An 18,762-nucleotide genomic window follows, 5' to 3' on the forward strand; every position below is an offset into this window, starting at 1 on the left:
GCTACCTGCGGCGGGCGGCGGACACGCCGCTGTCGGCGCCGTCACCGTCCTCGTCGTAGTCGTCCTGGTCGTCGCCCTCCTCGTCGTAGCCGTCCTCGTCGTCCCCTTCCTCGCCGTCCTCGCTTTCCTCGCCTTCGCTGCGGGCCTCGAGAACCAGGTCCTCCTCGTCCTCGTCGAAGACGGAGGAGACGTCGAAACGGCAGATCACGCGCTGCGGGTCCGCCTGGTCGAACGGGGCGGACAGCCACTCACCGGGCTCGGCGGGCTCGTCGACCGCCGTGACCCAGAGGGTGGAGTCCCCCTCCTCCAAGCCGAACTCCTTGTGGCGGGTGGCGATCTCGTCCGGCTCGAACTCGCCGAAGAGCACACCGAGCGCCGCGTGCACGCTGTTGCTCGGTGCCGCGCCCTCGAACCGCTCGTCCTCGGCGGAATCCGGGTCCAGCTCGGTGATCCGCTCGGCCTGGGCCTGCAGCCGGTGCGGCTCGGAGATGACATAGTCCCGCCGGATCAGAACGCTCAGCGCCGTGGGCACATCGGGCCCCGTGTAGGTCGGCAGGCTCTCGCTGCTGGGGATCTCGAACGGGGTGACCTCGTCATAGACCTCGTACAGCAACTCGTCGTAGGTCTCCCCCGCGGCGGCCAGCGCGTCGAAGGCGGCATAGACGGCGGAGTCGAGTTCGGCGGCGTACTGCTCCGCCGACGACGCGTCCCGCTCACCCGCACCGCCCGCTCCGGCAGGCACCCGGGGCTCCCCCGCGCGGCGCTCGACGGCTTCGAGGTGCCGGTCCAGCGCGGCTTTGACCGCTTCGGCGGCGGCGCGTACGTCGGCAGCGGTGGGCTGCGCAGCATCAGACATAGTGCAGACGCTATCGGCAGACGGGGTGCGCACGCACAATAGAGACGATGCCGGAATACGAATTTCGCGACGTGTACGTCCCGCGGGGCGTCTCCCGTAAGGCCGCGACCCAACTGCTGACCGATCAGGCGGAGTACGGGCACTGGGAACTGGCCCGCACCCGGCTGTATCCGGACGGCAGCCGCCGGGTGCGGCTCCGCCGCCGCATCATCCGCCAGCTTCGCCCGACCTGGTGACCGCCGGTCGCGGGTAGCCGCACGGCGAAGGGATGACCGTCGCCGCGGAGCGGGGGAACCGAGGGGGGAAAGCCGGCGGGAGAACCGAGGGGAGAGCAGCCGAGAGGGAACGGGCCCGGCGGTGCGGAGCCCGTTCCCTCGACTTGCCCGGCGCTGCTGCCACGGCTGCGGCGCCGGAGCACCGGCCCGCGCGTCAGGTCGCGGAGTGCCGGTCGATCACAGCACCGGGAGTCGGTGCTGCGCGCTGATCAGCGCTTGGCGGCGGGCCGGGAGCGCCGGTAGAGCACGTATCCCCCGGCGAGCATGCCCAGGCTGACCGGCGCGGCGATGCCGAGCTGCGAGCCGGCACCGGTGTGCGCCAGCTCCCCGCCCGCGTCGTCCCCGGCGTCTTCCGGCGTGTCGGAGACCTGGGCCGCGGCCACGGTCTCCGGCGTGGACGGAGCGTGCACCTCCCCGGAGCTCCCCGGCTGGGTGGGCGTCTCCGGGGTGGACGGCTCACCAGGCTCGTCGGGCGTGGTGGGCTGCTCGGGCTCGTCCGGGTTACCGGGCTCGTCCGGGTTCCCCGGCTCGTCCGGGTTACCGGGCTCGTCCGGGTTCCCCGGCTCATCGGGGTTCCCCGGCTCATCCGGGTTCCCCGGCTCGTCCGGGTTACCGGGCTCATCGGGGTTCCCCGGCTCGTCGGGGTTACCGGGCTCGTCCGGGTACCCGGGGTCGGTGGGTCCCGGGTGCGACGGATTGGCGCAGTCGTTGCCGTGCGCCGGGTTGAGTGCGCCGATCACGTCCACGGTGTTGCCGCAGACGTTCACCGGCACGTCGACCGGCGCCTGTACGTTGTTGCCCGAGCCGACGCCGGGCGAGTCGTGGGCGGCGCCCTGTGCATGGGCCCCGCTTCCGCCCTGCTGGCTGCCGCCGTTGCCGGCGCCGTTCCCGCAACTGTTGCCGGACGCCGGGTTGAGCAGCCCTAGGACGTTGACCGTGTTGCCGCAGATGTTCACCGTGACGTTCACCGGCGCTTGGGCGGTGTTGCCGGAGAGCACTCCCGGCGAGTTCGCGCTGGCGCCCTGGGCGCCGGAGTCTGCGAATGCGGTCCCCCCGGAGACCGCGAGGAGGCCGCCCGCAGCGGCCATGGTGATCAGGCCCTTTCTGGTGCCCTGACGCATGATGTTGGAATCCCTCGCCTAGTGGTGGCTGTTGGTAACCGGCCAGGGGGAGGCGCACCTGCGCGCCCTCCCGCCCCCCGAGACCCGAGGGCCCCGGAGCGCGTGGCGCGTGCTCCGGGGCCGCTCAGGTCCACGTGCCTCACCGATCGCGTCGGATGAGGCGTGACGTCACTGGTTGACGCAGGTGTTGCCGAAGGCCGGGTTCAGCAGCCCGATCACGGAGATCGTGTTGCCGCAGGCGTTCACCGGAACGTGGACCGGGACCTGAACGGTGTTGCCGGAAACGACGCCGGGGGAGTTCACGGCGGCGCCCTGCGCACCGGAGTCGGCAACGGCCATACCCGCACCAGCCAGCACAAGACCGCTGGTGACAGCCGCGGCGGCGATGACCTTCTTGATCATTATTCCTCCTAGTTGGCAATACGACCCCAGCAGGGGGTCGCACTCCCTGTAACGAGGATGGAGGAATGAGGCTACGAACTGACTAGATCATTCACCCGTCCCGGTTACTTCCGCACAGGCTGTCGATTTCAAGCCCCACTGCACCACCCCTTCGGAGGAAACACCCCGGGGAAGCTCGCGAGGATCCGGACGTTGATCGGAAAAGCGCCGGTCACAGCGGGCCGATCAACGCCACGCACCGGTGCCCCGGTGGGCGTCACGCCTGATCCAGGAACCGGTCCAGCACACGGACACCGAACTGGAGTCCGTCGACCGGGACGCGCTCGTCCACCCCGTGGAACATGCCCGCGAAGTCGAGCTCCGGCGGCAGCTTCAGCGGCGCGAAGCCGAAGCAGCGGATTCCCAGGTCGTCGAAGGACTTGGCGTCGGTGCCGCCCGAGAGCATGTACGGCACGGCGCGCGCGATCGGGTCTTCCGCCCGCAGCGAGGACTGCATGGCGTCCACCAGCGCACCGTCGAAGGTCGTCTCCAGCGCCCGGTCGGCGTGCACGTCCTCGCGCCGCACCCGCGGCCCCAGCAGACGGTCCAGATCGGCCAGGAACTCCTCCTCGTGTCCGGGCAGGAACCGCCCGTCCACATGCGCGGTCGCCTGCCCGGGAATGACGTTGACCTTGTAGCCGGCCCCGAGCTGAGTGGGCGCGGCGGTGTTCTGCAGCGTCGCACCGATGATCTTCGCGATGCCGCCGAGCCGGGCGAGCGTCTCCTCCATGTCCTCCGGGTCCAGCTCGACACCGAGCGCGTCGGAGAGCTCGTCCAGGAAGGAGCGGACCGTCTTGGTCACCCGCACCGGGAACCTGTGCCGACCCAGCCGCCCCACGGCCTCGCACAGCTCGGTGATCGCGTTGTCGTCGTTGGTCATGGACCCGTGGCCGGCCGTGCCGTCCACCGTGAGGCGCATCCAGTGCATGCCCTTCTGCGCCGTCTCGACCAGATACAGCCGCAGGTCCTCGTTGACCGTGAAGGAGAACCCGCCGACCTCCCCGATGGCCTCGGTGACCCCCTCGAAGAGGTCCGCGTGGTTGTCGACCAGGTGCCGCGCCCCGTAGACCCCGCCCGCCTCCTCGTCCGCGAGAAAGGCCAGCACGACGTCCCGGGGCGGCTTGCGCCCGGCCCGCATCCGCTCCCGGACCACCGCCAGCGTCATCGCGTCCATGTCCTTCATGTCCACGGCGCCGCGTCCCCACACGCAGCCGTCCGCGATCTCCCCGGAGAAGGGATGCCGCGTCCAGTCGTCGGCATTGGCGGGCACCACGTCGGTGTGCCCGTGGATGAGCAGGGCCGGGCGGGACGGGTCCTCGCCCGTGATCCGCGCCACGGTCGAGGCGCGGCCCGGGCTGGACTCGATGATCTGCGGCTCCAGCCCGACCTCGGCCAGCTTCTCGGCGACGTACTCGGCCGCCGCCCGCTCCCCGGGACCTTCGTTGTTGCCGTAGTTGCTGGTGTCGATCCGGATCAGCTCGCGGCAGAGGTCGACGACCTCGCTCTCGGCGCTAGCGGCACTCGCGGTCGCGGCACTGTCGGCACTCACGCTGCCTCCTCTTCTCGCAGGTAGACCCCCATCCTCCCGCCCGCACCCCGGCGCCCCAAGAGCCGGGTGATCGCAGTCCTCATCAGGTGCTAAGGTTTAACCCGTCGCAAGGCCGCCCACCGGCCCGGCGGCACACCCGGTCGGGGTGGCGGAATGGCAGACGCGCTAGCTTGAGGTGCTAGTGCCCTTTACAGGGCGTGGGGGTTCAAGTCCCCCTCCCGACACACACCATATGTACATGCGGCGGCGGGTCGTGACTCAACAGTCACGGCCTGCCGCCGTTCGTCGTAGGTAAGCGCCAGGCCGAAAGCTTCGTAGATCGGCCGCTTCTCTGCGGGGTCGGCTGCGAGGAGCCGGTCTTTCATGTCACCGAGCGTGCGGATCATGGTTTCCAGCTCAGCTTCGGAAGCGATGCTTTGTGGGCGGCTCCGTTGGGCGCTCCGGAGCCGCTGTTCGACGGCGCTCTTCTCCTGCTGCGTCTCGTTGATCCACTGACCGACCAAGGCTGGGTCCGATCCGGCGTCGAGGGCGGCTCGGTACCCGACGATTCGTCGCTCGCAGTCGGCAAGCTTTTGACGCGCCTCGGCAAGGTCCGGAGATGCCTGTTGTCTCTGCTGGGCGGCGTGCAGCTTACGCAGCGTGTCAGGGAGACGGTCTGGGGAAAAGTGGCGTGCAATCCACCGGTCGAGCTTCGGAACGACGACGGACTCGCGTACATAGACGGTGAGTGGGTGGTCGAGCTGCGCGCTTTTGGCGTACTCGGCTGTGTGGCGGTAGCGGTAATACGGAGCTCCGTTGTTGTGGTTGCCCTGCATCTTGCGTCCGCACAGCGCGTGCCGCATGAGACCACCCAGCGCGTAGGTGCGGTTGCGCTGGCGAGGCTTGCGTTCCACTCCGCCAGTGCTTCGTCGAGCGCGGCGCTTGGTTTGCACGGCGGTGAAGATCGCAGGTTCGACCAAAGGAGTGTGCACAACCTCCGTCGACCACACCCAATCGCTCGGATCGTTCCATTCCAGCTTGGAGCGGTAACCCAAAGTAACGTCTTCGACGTCGACGAGGACGTCTCGCCTGCGTTGCCGATTCCATACTTCGTGGCCCGTGTAACGCGGGTTTTCGTTGGGGCGGATGCGGTGGAACGTGCGGTTGACCAGGTCCTCGGCCGTGGCGACGCCCCGCAGGCGTCTGACCCTGGTGGGCCCGGGCAGACCGTGGATACCGGCCTGCGTCATCAGGACCGAGACGGTCCGCTCGCAGACCTGGATACCCACGGCCATGGTGAGCTCGGCGTGGATCCTGCGGTAGCCGTAGGTGCCCCGGGATGCCACGTGGACCCCGCGGATGAGGCCCGTGAGCCACTCGCGGCGCAGTTGCCGGGGCGTGCTGGGGGTGCGCTTGTGCTTGTAGTAGGACTGCCGGGCGACCCCGGGGATCCGGCAGCGCCTGTCGACCGGAGCCCCGGCATCGACGAGTCGGTCGATCATCGGGTGGAGCCTTTTGGGCGGGGTGTGTCCTCGCCGAGGAACTTCGCCGCCTGCCGGACGATGCCCAGCTCGGTCTCGAGCTCGCGGATCCGCCGGCGGGCAGCCCGCAGCTCAGCGGACTCGCTCGACGGAGTTCCCGGTCGCCGCCCGTTGTCCACGTCGTCCTGCCGCAACCACTTCGACAGCGTGACGGGATGGACACCGAGCTCGACCGCGGTCTGCTTGGCCTGCGTGCCGGCACGGACCAGCGCGACGGCACGCGCCCGGAACTCCGGCGGATAGGGACGAGGCATGACTGACAGCCTTTCGCGAAGGGCTGCCAGTTAGCGACCACATCTGGAACCCAGGACGTGGGGCAGGTCAAGATGTCACCAGACCATGCATCAGCCCCGGGGGTGTTCCGTCCTTTGCTAATGGCCAGAAGAACATCAACACGTGGTCCCCGCGCGCGGGGTCGACCAACGCACGCGTGGGCTGGGTACTCGTTGCGCCGGAACATCTCCGCGGGCGCGGGGTCGACAGCGTGAAGGACTGCTTCTCGCTCTTCGGCACCGGAGCATCCCCGCGGGCGCGGGGTCGACGTGCCCAGCACTGGGCACCCGGCCCCGCCGCCCGGAGCATCCCCGCGGGCGCGGGGTCGACCGTCGCCGACTCGTGCATGCTGCGTGCCATCACGGAGCATCCCCGCGGGCGCGGGGTCGACGGAGTGCACGCCGAACGGGGCGGCAACGGCGGCGGAGCATCGGCGCGGGGTCGACAGAGCCCCGAACTCCTCCCTGTCGGTGCTCGCCGGAGCATCCCCGCGGGCGCGGGGTCGACAACCGCTGGAGCTTGGCGATGCCGTCCTCCGCCGGAGCATCCCCGCGGGCGCGGGGTCGACTGGCGGCTGACCGGTATCGGCGGGTGACGTCGGGGAGCATCCCCGCGGGCGCGGGGTCGACTCGAGATCGAACGTCGACGCGAGGTCGCTCACCGGAGCATCCCCGCGGGCGCGGGGTCGACTACTACCGGAACCCGAACCGGACCGGAGAGGACGGAGCATCCCCGCGGGCGCGGGGTCGACGCGCACTGCCTCAAGCGGCTCCCGCACTCCGAGGGAGCATCCCCGCGGGCGCGGGGTCGACGCGGCGGAGCTGGTGTGCTCGGCGAGGTGGGTCGGAACATCCCCGCGGGCGCGGGGTCGACGGGGAAAAGGTCCGGTACGACACCCACAAGTCGGGAACATCCCCGCGGGCGCGGGGTCGACACCGAGCAGAGCGCGGGCATCACCCTCGCCCAGGGAACATCCCCGCGGGCGCGGGGTCGACGCCTGCACGATGCACCACAGCAGCCCGTGGCGGGGAACATCCCCGCGGGCGCGGGGTCGACGCGTAGGGCCCCCTCTCCCGAAACCGCTGCAACGGAACATCCCCGCGGGCGCGGGGTCGACAACGCCAGCATCATCGGGCCGCACAGCCGGTGGGGAACATCCCCGCGGGCGCGGGGTCGACCAGGCCGGTGGGCTGAGCGTGGGGGAAGGCGCGGGAACATCCCCGCGGGCGCGGGGTCGACGTGGTACGTCGGTGTGAGCTGGGGAAAGTCGCGGGAACATCCCCGCGGGCGCGGGGTCGACGTCGATGGAGTCCTCCTCCCTGCCAGTGGCGGGGGAACATCCCCGCGGGCGCGGGGTCGACCGGCGGGGCCACACCTTTGAACTTGACAGAGGGGGAACATCCCCGCGGGCGCGGGGTCGACGGATCGCGGACCTGGAACAGCAGGTGCGTGACCGGAACATCCCCGCGGGCGCGGGGTCGACCGGCCAGCCTGTCGGCACCATCTGGCGGTGGGCGGAACATCCCCGCGGGCGCGGGGTCGACGACTTCGGGGGGGGAGTGACAGGTGCTCATGCACGGAACATCCCCGCGGGCGCGGGGTCGACTTCTCCGGCGACGCCTCGTTCAGCGGGGCGCAGGGAACATCCCCGCGGGCGCGGGGTCGACGGCCGCAGCCCCGGCAGGCGGTGATGCCCGAGGGGAACATCCCCGCGGGCGCGGGGTCGACGGAGCACGGGCACGACCGAGCAGTGCGCAGAGGGGAACATCCCCGCGGGCGCGGGGTCGACGCTGGTGCCGTACTTCTTCTCCAGCACCCCGTCGGAACATCCCCGCGGGCGCGGGGTCGACCGAGGTGCGCCCCGATGGCGAGGGGCAGAGGTGGGAACATCCCCGCGGGCGCGGGGTCGACCTTGCCCCGGGAGAAGAATGCCTCGTCGTACGCGGAACATCCCCGCGGGCGCGGGGTCGACGTCGCGTACGACATCGCACCGTCGTCCCAGCGCGGAACATCCCCGCGGGCGCGGGGTCGACCGTCCTGGACGCCGCAGCGGCGACCCCTGGGGCGGAACATCCCCGCGGGCGCGGGGTCGACTCGTCCTGGGCGCGGAGGTACCGGAGATACCGAGGAACATCCCCGCGGGCGCGGGGTCGACGTCTTCATGAGCTTGTACGTGGACGGCTTCGGCGGAACATCCCCGCGGGCGCGGGGTCGACATGGAGCGCTTCGCGGTCGACCGCGTCATGTTCGGAACATCCCCGCGGGCGCGGGGTCGACGTCCAGCAGCGCATCGAGGGTGGTGTGCTCCGCGGAACATCCCCGCGGGCGCGGGGTCGACGGGCGAACGCGAGCGTGGCCTGGTCGTCGATGCGGAACATCCCCGCGGGCGCGGGGTCGACCGCGGCCTGACCCACCACGCGCTCCATCACCGCGGAACATCCCCGCGGGCGCGGGGTCGACACCGCTTCTCAGCACGAATCCGTAGTCCAGGACGGAACATCCCCGCGGGCGCGGGGTCGACGGGGCCGGCCGGGCCCCAGACTGCCGGGCGGCAGGAACATCCCCGCGGGCGCGGGGTCGACGCCCACACCCTGCGGCACTTCAAGCGGCTGCCGGGAACATCCCCGCGGGCGCGGGGTCGACGTGGATGTCCCCCGGCCGGAAGACGCCCAGCAGGGAACATCCCCGCGGGCGCGGGGTCGACACTTGCTGAGCAGCGGGTTTATCGCGGTGTGGGGGTGTTTTCGTTCGGTTGGGTTCGGGGGCGGGCGGAGAGGATGAGGCCGTCGAAGTCGATGGGGCGCCAGCGGTCGCGACCTGCGGTACGGGTGGCCCAGCCCTGTTCGTTGGCGGCTGGTTCGACCATGACTGCTTGGCCGTCTCCGATGCGGGTGGCCAGCAGTTCCCATAGTCGGTCGCGGATGCGGCGGCTGGGGTTGCCGACGAAGACTCCGGCGTTGACTTCTACCATCCAGCGAGTGAGGTGGCCGCGCAGTCCTTCGGGGGCGGCGATGAGGAGTATGACCGTCATCGGGCGGGTCCGCTCTCGTCGATTTCGGGGCCGATGACGGCGATGTGGGTGTCCTCGGCGGACCAGTCGGTGCCTCCGGGGACGGTGCCGAGGTGCTCGTCCCACAACAGGTGTGCTTCGGCGTCGTCGATGTCGGTGCCGTCTGGTGTGAGGAGGGTCTTGACGTCTTCGATGATGCGGTTGAGCAGTTTGTCCCGGGCGATGTGGTCACGCAGGCCGAGGCGTGCATCACGTTCGTCCGTGAGGCCGTCGGCGGCCAGATCGAAGGCAAGAGGGATGGTGTAGTCGGCTTTGTAGAGGTCGGCGATGTCGAGGACGAATGAGAGGGCGGAGCCGGTGTGGACGAAGCCGAGGCCAGGGCTGGCGCCGAGCCCGGTGATGACGGCGTGGCAGATGCCGTAGAGGGCGGCGTTGGCTGCGGACAGCAGGCGGTTGAGGTCGTCTCCGGCAGCGTGGGGGTCGCCGGGTTTGTAGATGCGGCCGTTCCACGGCACGCCGGTGCGCTGTGACTGGGTCCGGTAGATCTTGCGGACGCGGGCTCCTTCCCGGCCGCGGAGTTGCTGCATGGTCAGGCCGGAGACGTCTTCGCCGGGAAAGCGCTGGCCGTACATGGCGCGGGCGACGGCGAGGCGTTGCTTGGGTCGGGTGACGAGCCATGCCTGGCGTTGCAGGAGTCCGGCTCCGCGGCTGGGGCCAAGGCCGGCGGCGTACATGCGGACGCCTTGTTCGCCGACCCAGCAGATGGCGGTGCCGGAGTCGGCGAGCAGGCGGATTGCGCCGTGGGTGACGCGTGTGCCGGGGCCGAGGAGCATGACGGCGACCATGGCTGCTGGGACGCGGACGGTTTGCTGTTTGTTGATGATGACGACGGCGTTTTCGTCGCGGTCCAGGTGGCTGCGTTCGACGTACACGCTGGAGACGCGGTCGGCGAGCCGGTGCAGGTCTTGTGGGTCGGCCTTCCACCAGATGTCGGGCACGGCTCAGTTCCTTGTGGCGAGGGGGGCGAGGGTGAGGAGACCGCAGCCGTATGCCTTGGAGGGGCCGATGCCGCCCAGGAGTTTTTCGGTGAACGTGGCGGCGTCGGTGATGCGTAGTCGTCCTTCGAAGGTGACGGCGTGCATGACGACCCGGGCTTCTTTCGATGAGGGTTCTTTGCGGAAGGAGCGGCGGTCTCTGGCGATGATCCGTACGTCGTGGGGTGCTTCGCCCTCGGTGTTGTGGGTGTCTTCGAGGGCAGGTGCTTGGGGGATTTCGAAGCCCCAGCGGTGTGTGCGGGTCAGGAACCAGGCGAGCTGGGTGGTGGCGGTGCGGTGGCCGAGGCGGAAGCTGCGCCGTTCGCCGGCGGCCAGGCGCTCGGCCTGGCGGGGGGTGGGTTTGGCGGGGCGGTTGGTGTTCTGGACGGGGTTCGCGGTCAGCCGGAAGGCGAACTCGCGGCCGAGGGCGAGTTGGTCCAGCAGCGGTTTGTAGTCGCGTATGGCGTGGTGCTCGCCGTCCGCGTCGGGCCAGCCGGCGGCCTCGACGAGGTGGGTCCAGTCCGGGCGGGAGCTGGTGAGGACGAATAGGTGGGGGCGGTGGGGGTTGTCGTCGTCCAGCCGCCAGAGCGTGCGTTCTTCGTCGGGTGTGCCGGGGAGTCCTCCTTGGACGGCGGCGTGCATGGCGCGGGGGCTGGTCAGCAGTTTGCGGCTCTCTGCGCGCAGGGGGTTGATGCGGATGCGGGAGAGGAAGGGCATGTCGGTCACCAGCCCAGGAGGGCGAAGGGGTCGTGGCCGCCGTTGGCGGGCGGCGGTGCGGTGGGGTCGGGGATGAGTCCGGTGGGTGCGCTGAGGTAGGCGTGTCGTACGTGACGGGTGGTGTAGGCCCGGTTCTTCGGGGCGAAGGAGACCGGTACGTCGTCCCGTACGTCCTCTCCCGTCGGGTCGTCGAGGGTCGCGGGGAGGTCGATGCGGTCGGCGTTGCCGTGCTCGCGGCCCCATCGCTTGATGATCCGGCGGGGTGCCTGCCAGGGCGCTTCTCGTAGTGCCTCCTCCAGCGTGCCGGTGCGCAGGCCCAGGTTCATGGGCTGGGCCGGGGTGCAGGAGCGGCGTCCGAGCGCGAGGGGGAAGGCTGGGTGGCGCAGGGCGTGGTCGAGTGCGGTCACCAGTGGCTCGGGGCCGGTGACGGCGGCGAGGAAGACTGCGTCCTGGAGGTAGTAGCGCTGGGTGATGTGGGTGTGCTTGGCGGGTGAGGTGGGTTTCTGGCGTCCTTTGGCGGTGACTGCGGCAGAGAGCAGCGGACGTCCTCGGTAGTCGCTTACGGTGTGGTAATCACGCAGCAGGCTGCCCGGCCGGTCGATGCGAATGCCCAGGTCCAGGCCGGCCAGGTCGTCGAGGTTTGCCTGGCGCGGGCGGCCGGCTGCGGCTGCGAGCAGGCCGATGACGCCGGACTTGGTGGGCTCGGGGCGGGTTTCGCGTCGGTTGTAGGCGCTGCGGTCGCCCCAGGACTGCAGGGGCCCGGCGAGCCGTAGCAGCAGGACGGGGCCGGGCTCGCGGGAGGTCACACCGTCTCCCTTGCCTGTGTGAGGCGGGCGCGGAGACCGGACAGGAGCTCGGGGAAGGCGACCGGTGTGCCGAACGCCTGGGTGAGGGCCTCTGCGGTGTCCTTGGTGCGGGGATCGCCTGTGGTGAAGGTGTGGGTGATGGCGGTGTGGAGAGGCTCGTCGCCCCACATGCGCACCGCTGTGGTGTGCTCCTCGGCGAGACGGCGGGCGGATGCGGCCTGGATACCGGACTCGGCCGGGACGGGTTCTTCGAAGGCGGAGACGAGGTTGACGGGCTGGTCGGTGCGCACGACCACGGCGACGAGGCTGGGGCGGGTGCGGTGGGCGAAGGCGTTCTGGTAGCCGGTCGGGGCGGATCGGGCGAAGCTGTCGACGAACCGGTCGAGTGCGTCGAACACGGCGTCGGTGTCGCCTCCGAGGTTGGCGGTCAGCTGGTCAAGGCCGACGGTGGCGTACCGGTAGAGGGTGGCGGAGTTGAATCCGATGGAGTCGATGTGCCCGGCGCCGGTCTCTTCCTTTTCGTTCTCGTCGTCGACCGCAGTGAAGTAGTCGAATTCGAGTTGTGTTTCATGGGTCGAGAGGGCGTGGGCTACCTGTACGGAAGCGTCGACGTTCAGCGCGGGGATGTCGGCGACCATCCGGCCGAACAGTGCGACGCCCATCGGGTGCCCGGCCTGCAGTGCCGCGGTGACCGGAAGCTCTGTGGCAGCCTCGGCCAGGCCCTTGTCGTCGAGAGCGGCGAGCTCGGCCGCACGGCCGGTGACCAGGGCGGCGATGGCGTCGAGTTGAGCTTGGCCGTAGAAGAGAAGGTAGGCCGTGTCGCCCGCCTTCTTGCCCTGGCTCAGGCCGAGCTGGCCGAGCACCGCGGTGGCGATCCGTGCCGCGGGCTCTGTCTCCAGCCTATTGTTTCGGGCGATGCGTTCGGTGAGCTGGGCCAGGATGCGCTTGGTACGTGTGGCCCGTTCGATCTCGGGGGCCTGGGCGTCGAAGTGCAGCCGCGTGGCGCGTTTCCATGCCTGGGAGGAGACACGCGAGCGGCGCACTCCGCCGTAGACGGCCTCCTTGGGATTTCCCTGATCATCGCGGTTCAGGTTGGCCGGGGGCACGGTCTGTACGACGTGCACGTCGACGAAGCAGTGCGGTGCCATGAAGCTCTCCATGTTGGTCAGGACGGCGGATGAAGGTGGAAAGTGCCGGTCAAGAAGGGGCGGTGGTGGGAGATCCGGCAGGAGCGGTCTCGGTCTTGCCACTCCGGGCCTGGGTCCAGCCGTAGTAGTCCAGGCCCCAGCGCCGGCGTACACGGGAGCGGGAAGGCGGACGCCGCCAGGCATAGAGGTCCTCGCAGAGCCGGTCGTAGTCGAGCGGCTGATCGATGCCCTTGAGCTGCGTGATCAGGCCCCGCAGCCGGTAGTGCAGGGTCTCGGGCGCGGTCGCCGAGAATGCTTGCTCGAAGCGTGAGTCGACGGCCTCCGAACTGGAGCGGTCGTGATGACGCAGCGCGCGCATGGCACGACCGAGGGAGACGCCGCCGCGGTGCATGGGACGCTCTTTGCTCTGCTGATGCAGGCCGAACAGTGCCAGGGCTGCGTGTTCGGCCTCCTGCTCGGCCGAGACCTCGCCGCGCCGTGCGGCGAAGTCGTCGACGGGGCAGGTGTAGAAGGCGAACATGGGCAGCACTGTGCCGACGGGACGGCTCAAGCCCCTGCGCAGGAGGGCCAGATCTTCGCCTGGTGGGCGCTTCTCGGCGGCCGTGCCCTCTTTGCGGTGCCACGTGCCGTCCGTAGCGATGTACTTGTTCCAGATGCGCTGCGTGCGGTGGTCGGTCTCAGACATCGTCGTCTCCCGGCGTATGCGGGCGGCTCGCCTCTCGGCGGTCTTCGGTGGCCCGGTGGAGGATCTCGTTGCAGCGGTTGGTGAAGGACGCTTCGGCCAACGAGGCGCGGTACGTACGGTCCTGCCGGCCTTCGCCCTGGGAGATGGTGCGGCCCGCGTATGCCGCCAGGGGTACGGTCTGCAGCAGGCGATCGGCGATCTCCCAGGCCCTCCGAAGGGCCAGTTGTTCCCACGCGAGCTGCCCGGCCTCGATCGCATCGATGTCTTCGCCCACACGGCGCAGTCCTGCCAGGAGGCGGCGCACCAGCGGGTCCAGGGCGTGCAGGAGAAGTTCACCGGGGCGCTGGCCTTTGTCCCAGGGGATGGGTTCCGCGCCCATGGCGCGCCGCAGATCTGCTGAGAGACGGTTGACGGCCTGGGCCAGTTCTTCGGCCTGTTCTGCTACCTCCAGCACAGCGGCGTGTGCGAAAGTGTCGGCCCCCAGCGCAGCGAGCGGCAGGGGCAGCGCGTCGAACATGACGTCCTCGACGACGGCGGACTGATTGCCGTAGGCCATGCCCGTCAGCTCGACCCGAAGGGGGAAGTCGTCCCCGAGGTCGGCCCGGACCGCACCGGCCTGGTCCAGAAGGATGCTGGTGGCGAACCCTGCCGTGTTCTCACGGGCGTCCCTCGCCTGGCGCTCAGGAGCCAGGAGTGCATCCAGGCCCCGCCAGGCCGCCTTGCCCGGTTGCATGCGCAGCGGCCGGCGCGGCGGTACGGTCTTCCCTTTACGTGACGTGCCGGCACGCGGCTTGCCGGTGGGTTCGAGCCGCCACATGGTGTGCGGGTCGAGTTCAGGTGTGTGTGGCATCCGGTCGCCGGCCGCGACGACGACCCTGGTCACCCGGACCCCCTCGGCTGTCTCTTCGGGGATCAGGCGGATGCGGCGGGACTGCCAGGTCCACACCTCCAGCAGGCCGGCGGGCAGGCGCTCCTGCCACTGAGGTGTGAACACGTCAGCGCGTTTCCACTGCGGCAGGTCATCCGAGCGCAGCGGCGGGCCGACGGGAATGTTCAACAGCAGCGTCTCGTAGAGGGTGCGGCCGGTCGGCAGCGTGACGCCCATCTGCCCCAACGGGCCCGTGGGATTGCCTGTGGTCTTCCCTGCTTTTACCTTCGGGTCCCCTACTGCGCCGGTCTTGATGGCGGCGGTGTCCCAGCAGTGCGCGTGCAGCAGCCAGAGAGCGGCCTGGGAAGGGCTCAGTTTCGGGGGCTCGCCCTCCGTGCGGGCAGCGAAGAGCGGCACGTTATTTCCGGTGGCTTCGGTCGCGACAAGCAGGCCCGCCCCCTTCGTCTCGTTCTTCGCCGTACGCAGGCCCGGCACCTGGGCGAAAGGACGCTGGGGGTGAAAGAGATCGAATGCGTGCTCGTCGAGATAGGCCTCGAGGCACCTGCGCTGTTCCTCGGACCACCGGCCGGCCTCGAACCAGCGCACCCACTCTCGCTCGTCAGCGGGACGCCCCAAGGCATCGACAACCACCGGAAGCAGCAACTGGCGCAGGGCTGCCGACCGTTGCGTGGGCGAACTGACCACCAGTTCGCCCAAGGCGTGGGCCTCCACCAGTGTGTGGCGCAGACCGTGCTCGGCCGCCGGGCCACCCGATGCTGGGGGCAGCGACAGCCATGGGGAGTCGGCTAACGGGAACGAAGAAGGCATGGCTTCCCCTCTAGGCAATTCGTTCTGTCTAGCTCTTCCAGGCTAGCCACAGCAGTGGCCGCCGTGCGGGGAGTTCCGAAAACTGATACTCATCTCCTTGCTGACCTCGCTGACCTCGCGTTGAGGACGAGCTTCATCTCGCACGCGGGGATGACCCGTCGTTGTGTCTGGTCAGCACGTCGACCCCGCGCGTCGCGGGGATGGAGAAGCTGTGCGATCAGCTGCCCGCCTGCTCCTCGTACAGGCCCAGCAGATCGTCGTAGCGCAGGTTCGCCGCGCCCAGCCGGGCGCGGCGAACCCCGTCGAGGACCAGCGCGCGGCTGTGCCGCAGCCAGGGGTGGCCGTGCCAGGCCGGAAGCGGTGTGAGCGTCAAGGCGTCTCGGGTGAGCTTCGGCGGAAGACGCACGGCGGAGCCGAGGACCTCATCCAACAGCTCCGGTGCCACATCCCCGTTGATGCTCAGCGAGCGGCCTCTGAGCGTCCGGAACGACTCCCCCTCGGCGTTCTGCACAACAAGGACGACCTCGACGGACTCCTCACCATCGCGCACCGCCGCCTGCAGCCTCTCCTCACGGCTTCCGGTCGAGACCCCTCCGTAGTGCACACCGGCCAGGGTCGGCTTCTCGTGCTCGCCGCGCCTCGTCAGGAGGAACTCGCGTGCGGACTCCGCACGCCGCCGATCCGCCTCGGCTTGTTCCTCGGCCGCCTGAGCACCTGCCGAACGCCAGGTCCCGGGCAGCAGCTCGGCATGCGTCCCGTAGACCTTCTCCACCAATGCAGGCACGTCTCCCGGCACTGACCACGATCCGCCGTTTCCAGGCAGCAGGGCCGCAGTGCGCAACAGGAGGTGACGGCCGTAGATCTTCTCACTCGCGTAGACGAACGCAGGCTCACGGTCCTCTCGTGCTTGAAAGCCCGTGACGTAGACGCGCGGGAGGCGCAGCCGCGCGGGGCGGAGGGTGTCTGCGTGGCGATGGATGCGCCCCATGCGCTGCAGCAGCAGGTCCACGGGGGCCAGGTCGGTGACCAGCAGGTCGGCATCCACGTCAAACGACTGTTCTGCCAGCTGCGTGGCGACCAGAACGAGCCGCTCACCCCCGGAGCGGCTCTGGCGCTTCGGGCCGAGCGGTTCCAGGCATTCCTCTGTCAGCTCGGCACGGCGCGTGACGGTGAATCGAGCGTGCAGCAGTCGCACTTCTTCCTCGTCGAACCGGCTCCGGAGTTCTTCGTAGGCGCTCTGCGCGCGGGCCACGGAGTTGCGGATGACCAGCGCTGTCCCGCCGTCTGCCAGTTCGTCTTCAAGCAGATCCCCCACAGCCTTGTCGGCAGCCGCCTGGAACGCGTCACGCTCGCCGCTGGTGGCCCGAGGCCCCGGTATGGCCTCCGGCAGCGGCACCACCGCAACCGGAAGATCGTCGCGCCACCCCGGGGAAGCGGCCACATGAAAGAGCGGCATGGCATCCTCGCCGAGCCAGGCAGCAGTCACGCGTGGGTATCCGGCCGCCTCGGGAACCTCGACCGGGTATTCCTCCCGCGATGCGGCACCGGCCATGTAGGAGGTGGCCAAGGCTCGGCGCTGCGCGGGCGGAAGCGTCGCTGACAGCAGCACAACCGGCACCCTTGCCTGCCCCAACCAGCGCAGGGCCTCCAAGAGGAACTGGTTCATGTACACGTCGCACGCGTGGACCTCGTCCAGAACCACGACCTTGCCTGCCAAGCCCGCCATGCGGAGCATGACATGGCGGGTGCGCGTGGCCGCATACAGCAATTGATCCACGGTGCCCACGACGAACGGTGCCAGCAGACCGCGCTTGCCACCCAAGAACCACTCAGCAGGTGCCTGGCGTTCGGCGGAGCATTCTGAGGTGGTGGCCGTCACCCCGTAGGGATCGTCGCCGAGGCCGTACTCATCAACGCCGCAAAAGAGGCCGTCCGGATCTGCGCCGCCTTCGTCCAGGAGACGCTTCCACTCGCTGTTGAAGGCACGCTTACCGTGCAGCAACGCGACCTGGGCAGCAAAACGGGGATCGAGGGCTTCCAGCCAGTTGCGCACACGAGTGAACATCGGATCGCTTGTCGCCTGGGTCGGCATTCCGACGAACACGCCATCCGCACCGAACCGCGCGGCCAGAACCTCGGCCGCCGCCAGAGCCGCCTCGGTCTTGCCCTCACCCATCGGAGCCTCGATGACCAGTATCCCCGGCGCCCCCATTCGCCTGGCTGCCTCGACCACCATCGTCTGCGACGCCCGCGGCGAACACCCGAAACGATCCTGGAACGCCTCCGGGCCGGGAACAGCGATGGTCCCCCAGCCACCACGCAGCCCCAGAGCCTCCCACGCCCTCCGCGCCCGCCGACGGGCTCCGTTCACGGAGAGCGCCCCGAAGTCATCGATGCCCGTGAAGTGACGCTCATCGCTGGCGATCCAGTCCGCCATCACCACCAACCCGCTCAACTGCATCTGCAGCGCGCGCGAGGGGACGACCTCCGGCTGCACCTCGCGAAGATCAGCGAACCCCAGCTCGCGGGTGAGGGCCTCCAGCACTGCTTGCTGAACCTCCGGCCACCGTCCCGTGCCCTTCAACTGACCCTTTGCCTTGGAAGGCTCTCGAAGGTCACGCAGTGTGGGAAACGCGCCGTGATGGCCGGCAACCAATGGCCACACCCAGTCGATCTGCTGGGGGGCCCACCGGGCCGCACTCAGCATCTCCCGGATCAGCAGCCCACCGGCCCAGTCATGACGCCACCGGCTGCGCTTTGCCGCTGCCGCAGCCAGTGGCTCTCGCCACCCCATGCCTGCCGCCTGCACAAGGTCTGCGCCCTCGGGCCACAGCCGCTGGTGGGCCGGAGTGGCCTTCCCGCAATCATGCACACCGCACAACCAGGCCAGGAACAGACGCCCCCGTCCCACACCCCCCGCCACATCGTCCAGAACCTCCCGCGTCGAAGGGGCCAGAAAGCGGTCCCACATCAACTCGGCCACTGCACCCGTATCGAGAAGGTGGGACATCAGCAGGTTCATCCGCCCGCCGGCCCGCTCCTTCGACTTGCCCCATAACACCCCCAGCTCGGCGGCGTACCCCCATCGCTCCACAGCCACCCACTCCTCCCCTAACTCGTCGGCATGGAGCGTAAATGCCAGCACTGACAATCGAGGTTGCTTCAGCCCGATGCCGCCGGAACCCCACCACCACCGGTCCACTCCCTCTTGCGCGCCAGCCAGCGAGCATCCCGGCACTTTCGGCTTCCCGAAGAGGCGGAGAACCCCGGCGCGCAAGGACTGGCCCTCGGTCCAACGCCTCGACGAACCAACTCAAGACCAGCGTCCCTCTGTGGAGGAAGGAAGAAGCGGTGGCGTGATAAGACTCCAGACCATCCCACGCCCGCGAAGGTCGCTGCAGCGGCCTTCGCGGCAACCCACCGCCGGACCGGCCCCGCGGGCGGGGTCGAGCTGACTTCGGCATCACCATGGACGCCGCCCCTCGAAGCATCCCCGCGGGCACGGGGTCGACGGCCGAGCCGACGCGGCGCGGGCGGGCGCAGGCGGAGCATCCCCGCGGGCGCGGGGTGTCGACAAGGGGAAGCCTCTGCCGTGGACGCTCGCGCTGGGAGCATCCCCGCGGGTGCGGGG

At 69.7% G+C, this 18,762-nt stretch carries 13 protein-coding genes, 1 tRNA gene, 1 pseudogene and 2 CRISPR repeat arrays (1 of these 17 cut by a window edge); of the genes and pseudogenes, 2 read left to right on the forward strand and 13 right to left on the reverse strand.

Going from position 1 to position 18,762, the window contains the following annotated elements; all coding sequences use genetic code 11:
- Position 1 precedes the first annotated feature (1 nt).
- Complete coding sequence (locus tag BMX65_RS13335) at positions 2 to 856, reverse strand: hypothetical protein (protein WP_075000462.1); 855 nt, start codon at positions 854 to 856, stop codon at positions 2 to 4.
- Positions 857 to 903: 47 nt separating this feature from the next.
- Between BMX65_RS13335 and BMX65_RS13340 the strand changes: the two genes are divergently transcribed.
- Positions 904 to 1,092, forward strand: a complete 189-nt coding sequence (locus BMX65_RS13340) for a DUF5703 family protein (protein ID WP_075000463.1) — start codon at positions 904 to 906, stop codon at positions 1,090 to 1,092.
- A 248-nt stretch (positions 1,093 to 1,340) separates the two neighbouring features.
- On the opposite strand, the gene BMX65_RS32850 is transcribed toward BMX65_RS13340, so the two are convergent.
- From BMX65_RS32850 to BMX65_RS13355, 3 genes are all read right to left on the reverse strand, one after another.
- Positions 1,341 to 2,252, reverse strand: coding sequence for a chaplin (locus BMX65_RS32850; RefSeq protein ID WP_075000464.1), 912 nt, complete (start codon positions 2,250 to 2,252; stop codon positions 1,341 to 1,343).
- Positions 2,253 to 2,420: 168 nt separating this feature from the next.
- Complete coding sequence (chpH, locus tag BMX65_RS13350; protein ID WP_019356427.1) at positions 2,421 to 2,654, reverse strand: chaplin ChpH; 234 nt, start codon at positions 2,652 to 2,654, stop codon at positions 2,421 to 2,423.
- 256 nt (positions 2,655 to 2,910) lie between these two features.
- Entirely contained in the window at positions 2,911 to 4,242 is a 1,332-nt protein-coding gene (locus BMX65_RS13355) for a M20/M25/M40 family metallo-hydrolase (protein WP_075000465.1), read from the reverse strand.
- A 139-nt stretch (positions 4,243 to 4,381) separates the two neighbouring features.
- Between BMX65_RS13355 and BMX65_RS13360 the strand changes: the two genes are divergently transcribed.
- Positions 4,382 to 4,466, forward strand: a tRNA-Leu gene (locus BMX65_RS13360).
- Between the two features lie 888 nt (positions 4,467 to 5,354).
- On the opposite strand, the pseudogene BMX65_RS33520 reads toward BMX65_RS13360, so the two are convergent.
- The 9 genes and pseudogenes from BMX65_RS33520 to cas3 form a co-directional block, all read right to left on the reverse strand.
- Positions 5,355 to 6,016: pseudogene (locus BMX65_RS33520) on the reverse strand (transposase); the annotation flags it as partial.
- 498 nt (positions 6,017 to 6,514) lie between these two features.
- A CRISPR array of direct repeats spans positions 6,515 to 8,739; the repeat unit is 28 nt; unit sequence GGAACATCCCCGCGGGCGCGGGGTCGAC.
- A gap of 18 nt (positions 8,740 to 8,757) precedes the next feature.
- Positions 8,758 to 9,066: a type I-E CRISPR-associated endoribonuclease Cas2e gene (gene cas2e / locus BMX65_RS13375; protein ID WP_075000468.1), complete on the reverse strand. Its 309-nt coding sequence runs from the start codon at positions 9,064 to 9,066 to the stop codon at positions 8,758 to 8,760.
- Entirely contained in the window at positions 9,063 to 10,043 is a 981-nt protein-coding gene (cas1e, locus tag BMX65_RS13380) for a type I-E CRISPR-associated endonuclease Cas1e (RefSeq protein ID WP_075000469.1), read from the reverse strand. The genes cas2e and cas1e overlap by 4 nt, the downstream gene beginning before the upstream one ends.
- 3 nt (positions 10,044 to 10,046) lie before the next feature.
- Complete coding sequence (cas6e, locus tag BMX65_RS13385) at positions 10,047 to 10,796, reverse strand: type I-E CRISPR-associated protein Cas6/Cse3/CasE (RefSeq protein WP_075000640.1); 750 nt, start codon at positions 10,794 to 10,796, stop codon at positions 10,047 to 10,049.
- A gap of 5 nt (positions 10,797 to 10,801) precedes the next feature.
- On the reverse strand, positions 10,802 to 11,602 hold the full coding sequence (cas5e, locus tag BMX65_RS13390) for a type I-E CRISPR-associated protein Cas5/CasD (protein WP_075000470.1): 801 nt from the start codon (positions 11,600 to 11,602) through the stop codon (positions 10,802 to 10,804).
- Positions 11,599 to 12,750: a type I-E CRISPR-associated protein Cas7/Cse4/CasC gene (gene cas7e / locus BMX65_RS13395; RefSeq protein WP_075000471.1), complete on the reverse strand. Its 1,152-nt coding sequence runs from the start codon at positions 12,748 to 12,750 to the stop codon at positions 11,599 to 11,601. Before cas7e ends, cas5e begins: the two co-directional genes overlap by 4 nt.
- 49 nt (positions 12,751 to 12,799) lie before the next feature.
- On the reverse strand, positions 12,800 to 13,435 hold the full coding sequence (gene casB, locus BMX65_RS13400) for a type I-E CRISPR-associated protein Cse2/CasB (protein ID WP_075000472.1): 636 nt from the start codon (positions 13,433 to 13,435) through the stop codon (positions 12,800 to 12,802).
- Positions 13,428 to 15,131: a type I-E CRISPR-associated protein Cse1/CasA gene (casA, locus tag BMX65_RS13405; RefSeq protein WP_075000473.1), complete on the reverse strand. Its 1,704-nt coding sequence runs from the start codon at positions 15,129 to 15,131 to the stop codon at positions 13,428 to 13,430. Before casA ends, casB begins: the two co-directional genes overlap by 8 nt.
- Positions 15,132 to 15,348: 217 nt before the next feature.
- Positions 15,349 to 18,231: a CRISPR-associated helicase Cas3' gene (cas3, locus tag BMX65_RS13410; protein ID WP_275435048.1), complete on the reverse strand. Its 2,883-nt coding sequence runs from the start codon at positions 18,229 to 18,231 to the stop codon at positions 15,349 to 15,351.
- Positions 18,232 to 18,615: 384 nt separating this feature from the next.
- A CRISPR array of direct repeats spans positions 18,616 to 18,762; the repeat unit is 28 nt; it runs 676 nt beyond the window's last position.

Source organism: Streptomyces qinglanensis, assembly GCF_900111245.1.
GTDB lineage: Bacteria > Actinomycetota > Actinomycetes > Streptomycetales > Streptomycetaceae > Streptomyces > Streptomyces qinglanensis.

What these genes read in the sequence shown, in the direction of transcription:
- BMX65_RS13335 (WP_075000462.1), bottom strand. Translation starts at nt 856, where the DNA reads ATGTCTGATGCTGCGCAGCCCACCGCTGCCGACGTACGCGCCGCCGCC.
- BMX65_RS13340 (WP_075000463.1), top strand. Translation starts at nt 904, where the DNA reads ATGCCGGAATACGAATTTCGCGACGTGTACGTCCCGCGGGGCGTCTCC.
- BMX65_RS32850 (WP_075000464.1), bottom strand. Translation starts at nt 2,252, where the DNA reads ATGCGTCAGGGCACCAGAAAGGGCCTGATCACCATGGCCGCTGCGGGC.
- chpH (WP_019356427.1), bottom strand. Translation starts at nt 2,654, where the DNA reads ATGATCAAGAAGGTCATCGCCGCCGCGGCTGTCACCAGCGGTCTTGTG.
- cas2e (WP_075000468.1), bottom strand. Translation starts at nt 9,066, where the DNA reads ATGACGGTCATACTCCTCATCGCCGCCCCCGAAGGACTGCGCGGCCAC.
- cas6e (WP_075000640.1), bottom strand. Translation starts at nt 10,796, where the DNA reads ATGCCCTTCCTCTCCCGCATCCGCATCAACCCCCTGCGCGCAGAGAGC.
- cas7e (WP_075000471.1), bottom strand. Translation starts at nt 12,750, where the DNA reads ATGGCACCGCACTGCTTCGTCGACGTGCACGTCGTACAGACCGTGCCC.
- casB (WP_075000472.1), bottom strand. Translation starts at nt 13,435, where the DNA reads ATGTCTGAGACCGACCACCGCACGCAGCGCATCTGGAACAAGTACATC.
- casA (WP_075000473.1), bottom strand. Translation starts at nt 15,131, where the DNA reads ATGCCTTCTTCGTTCCCGTTAGCCGACTCCCCATGGCTGTCGCTGCCC.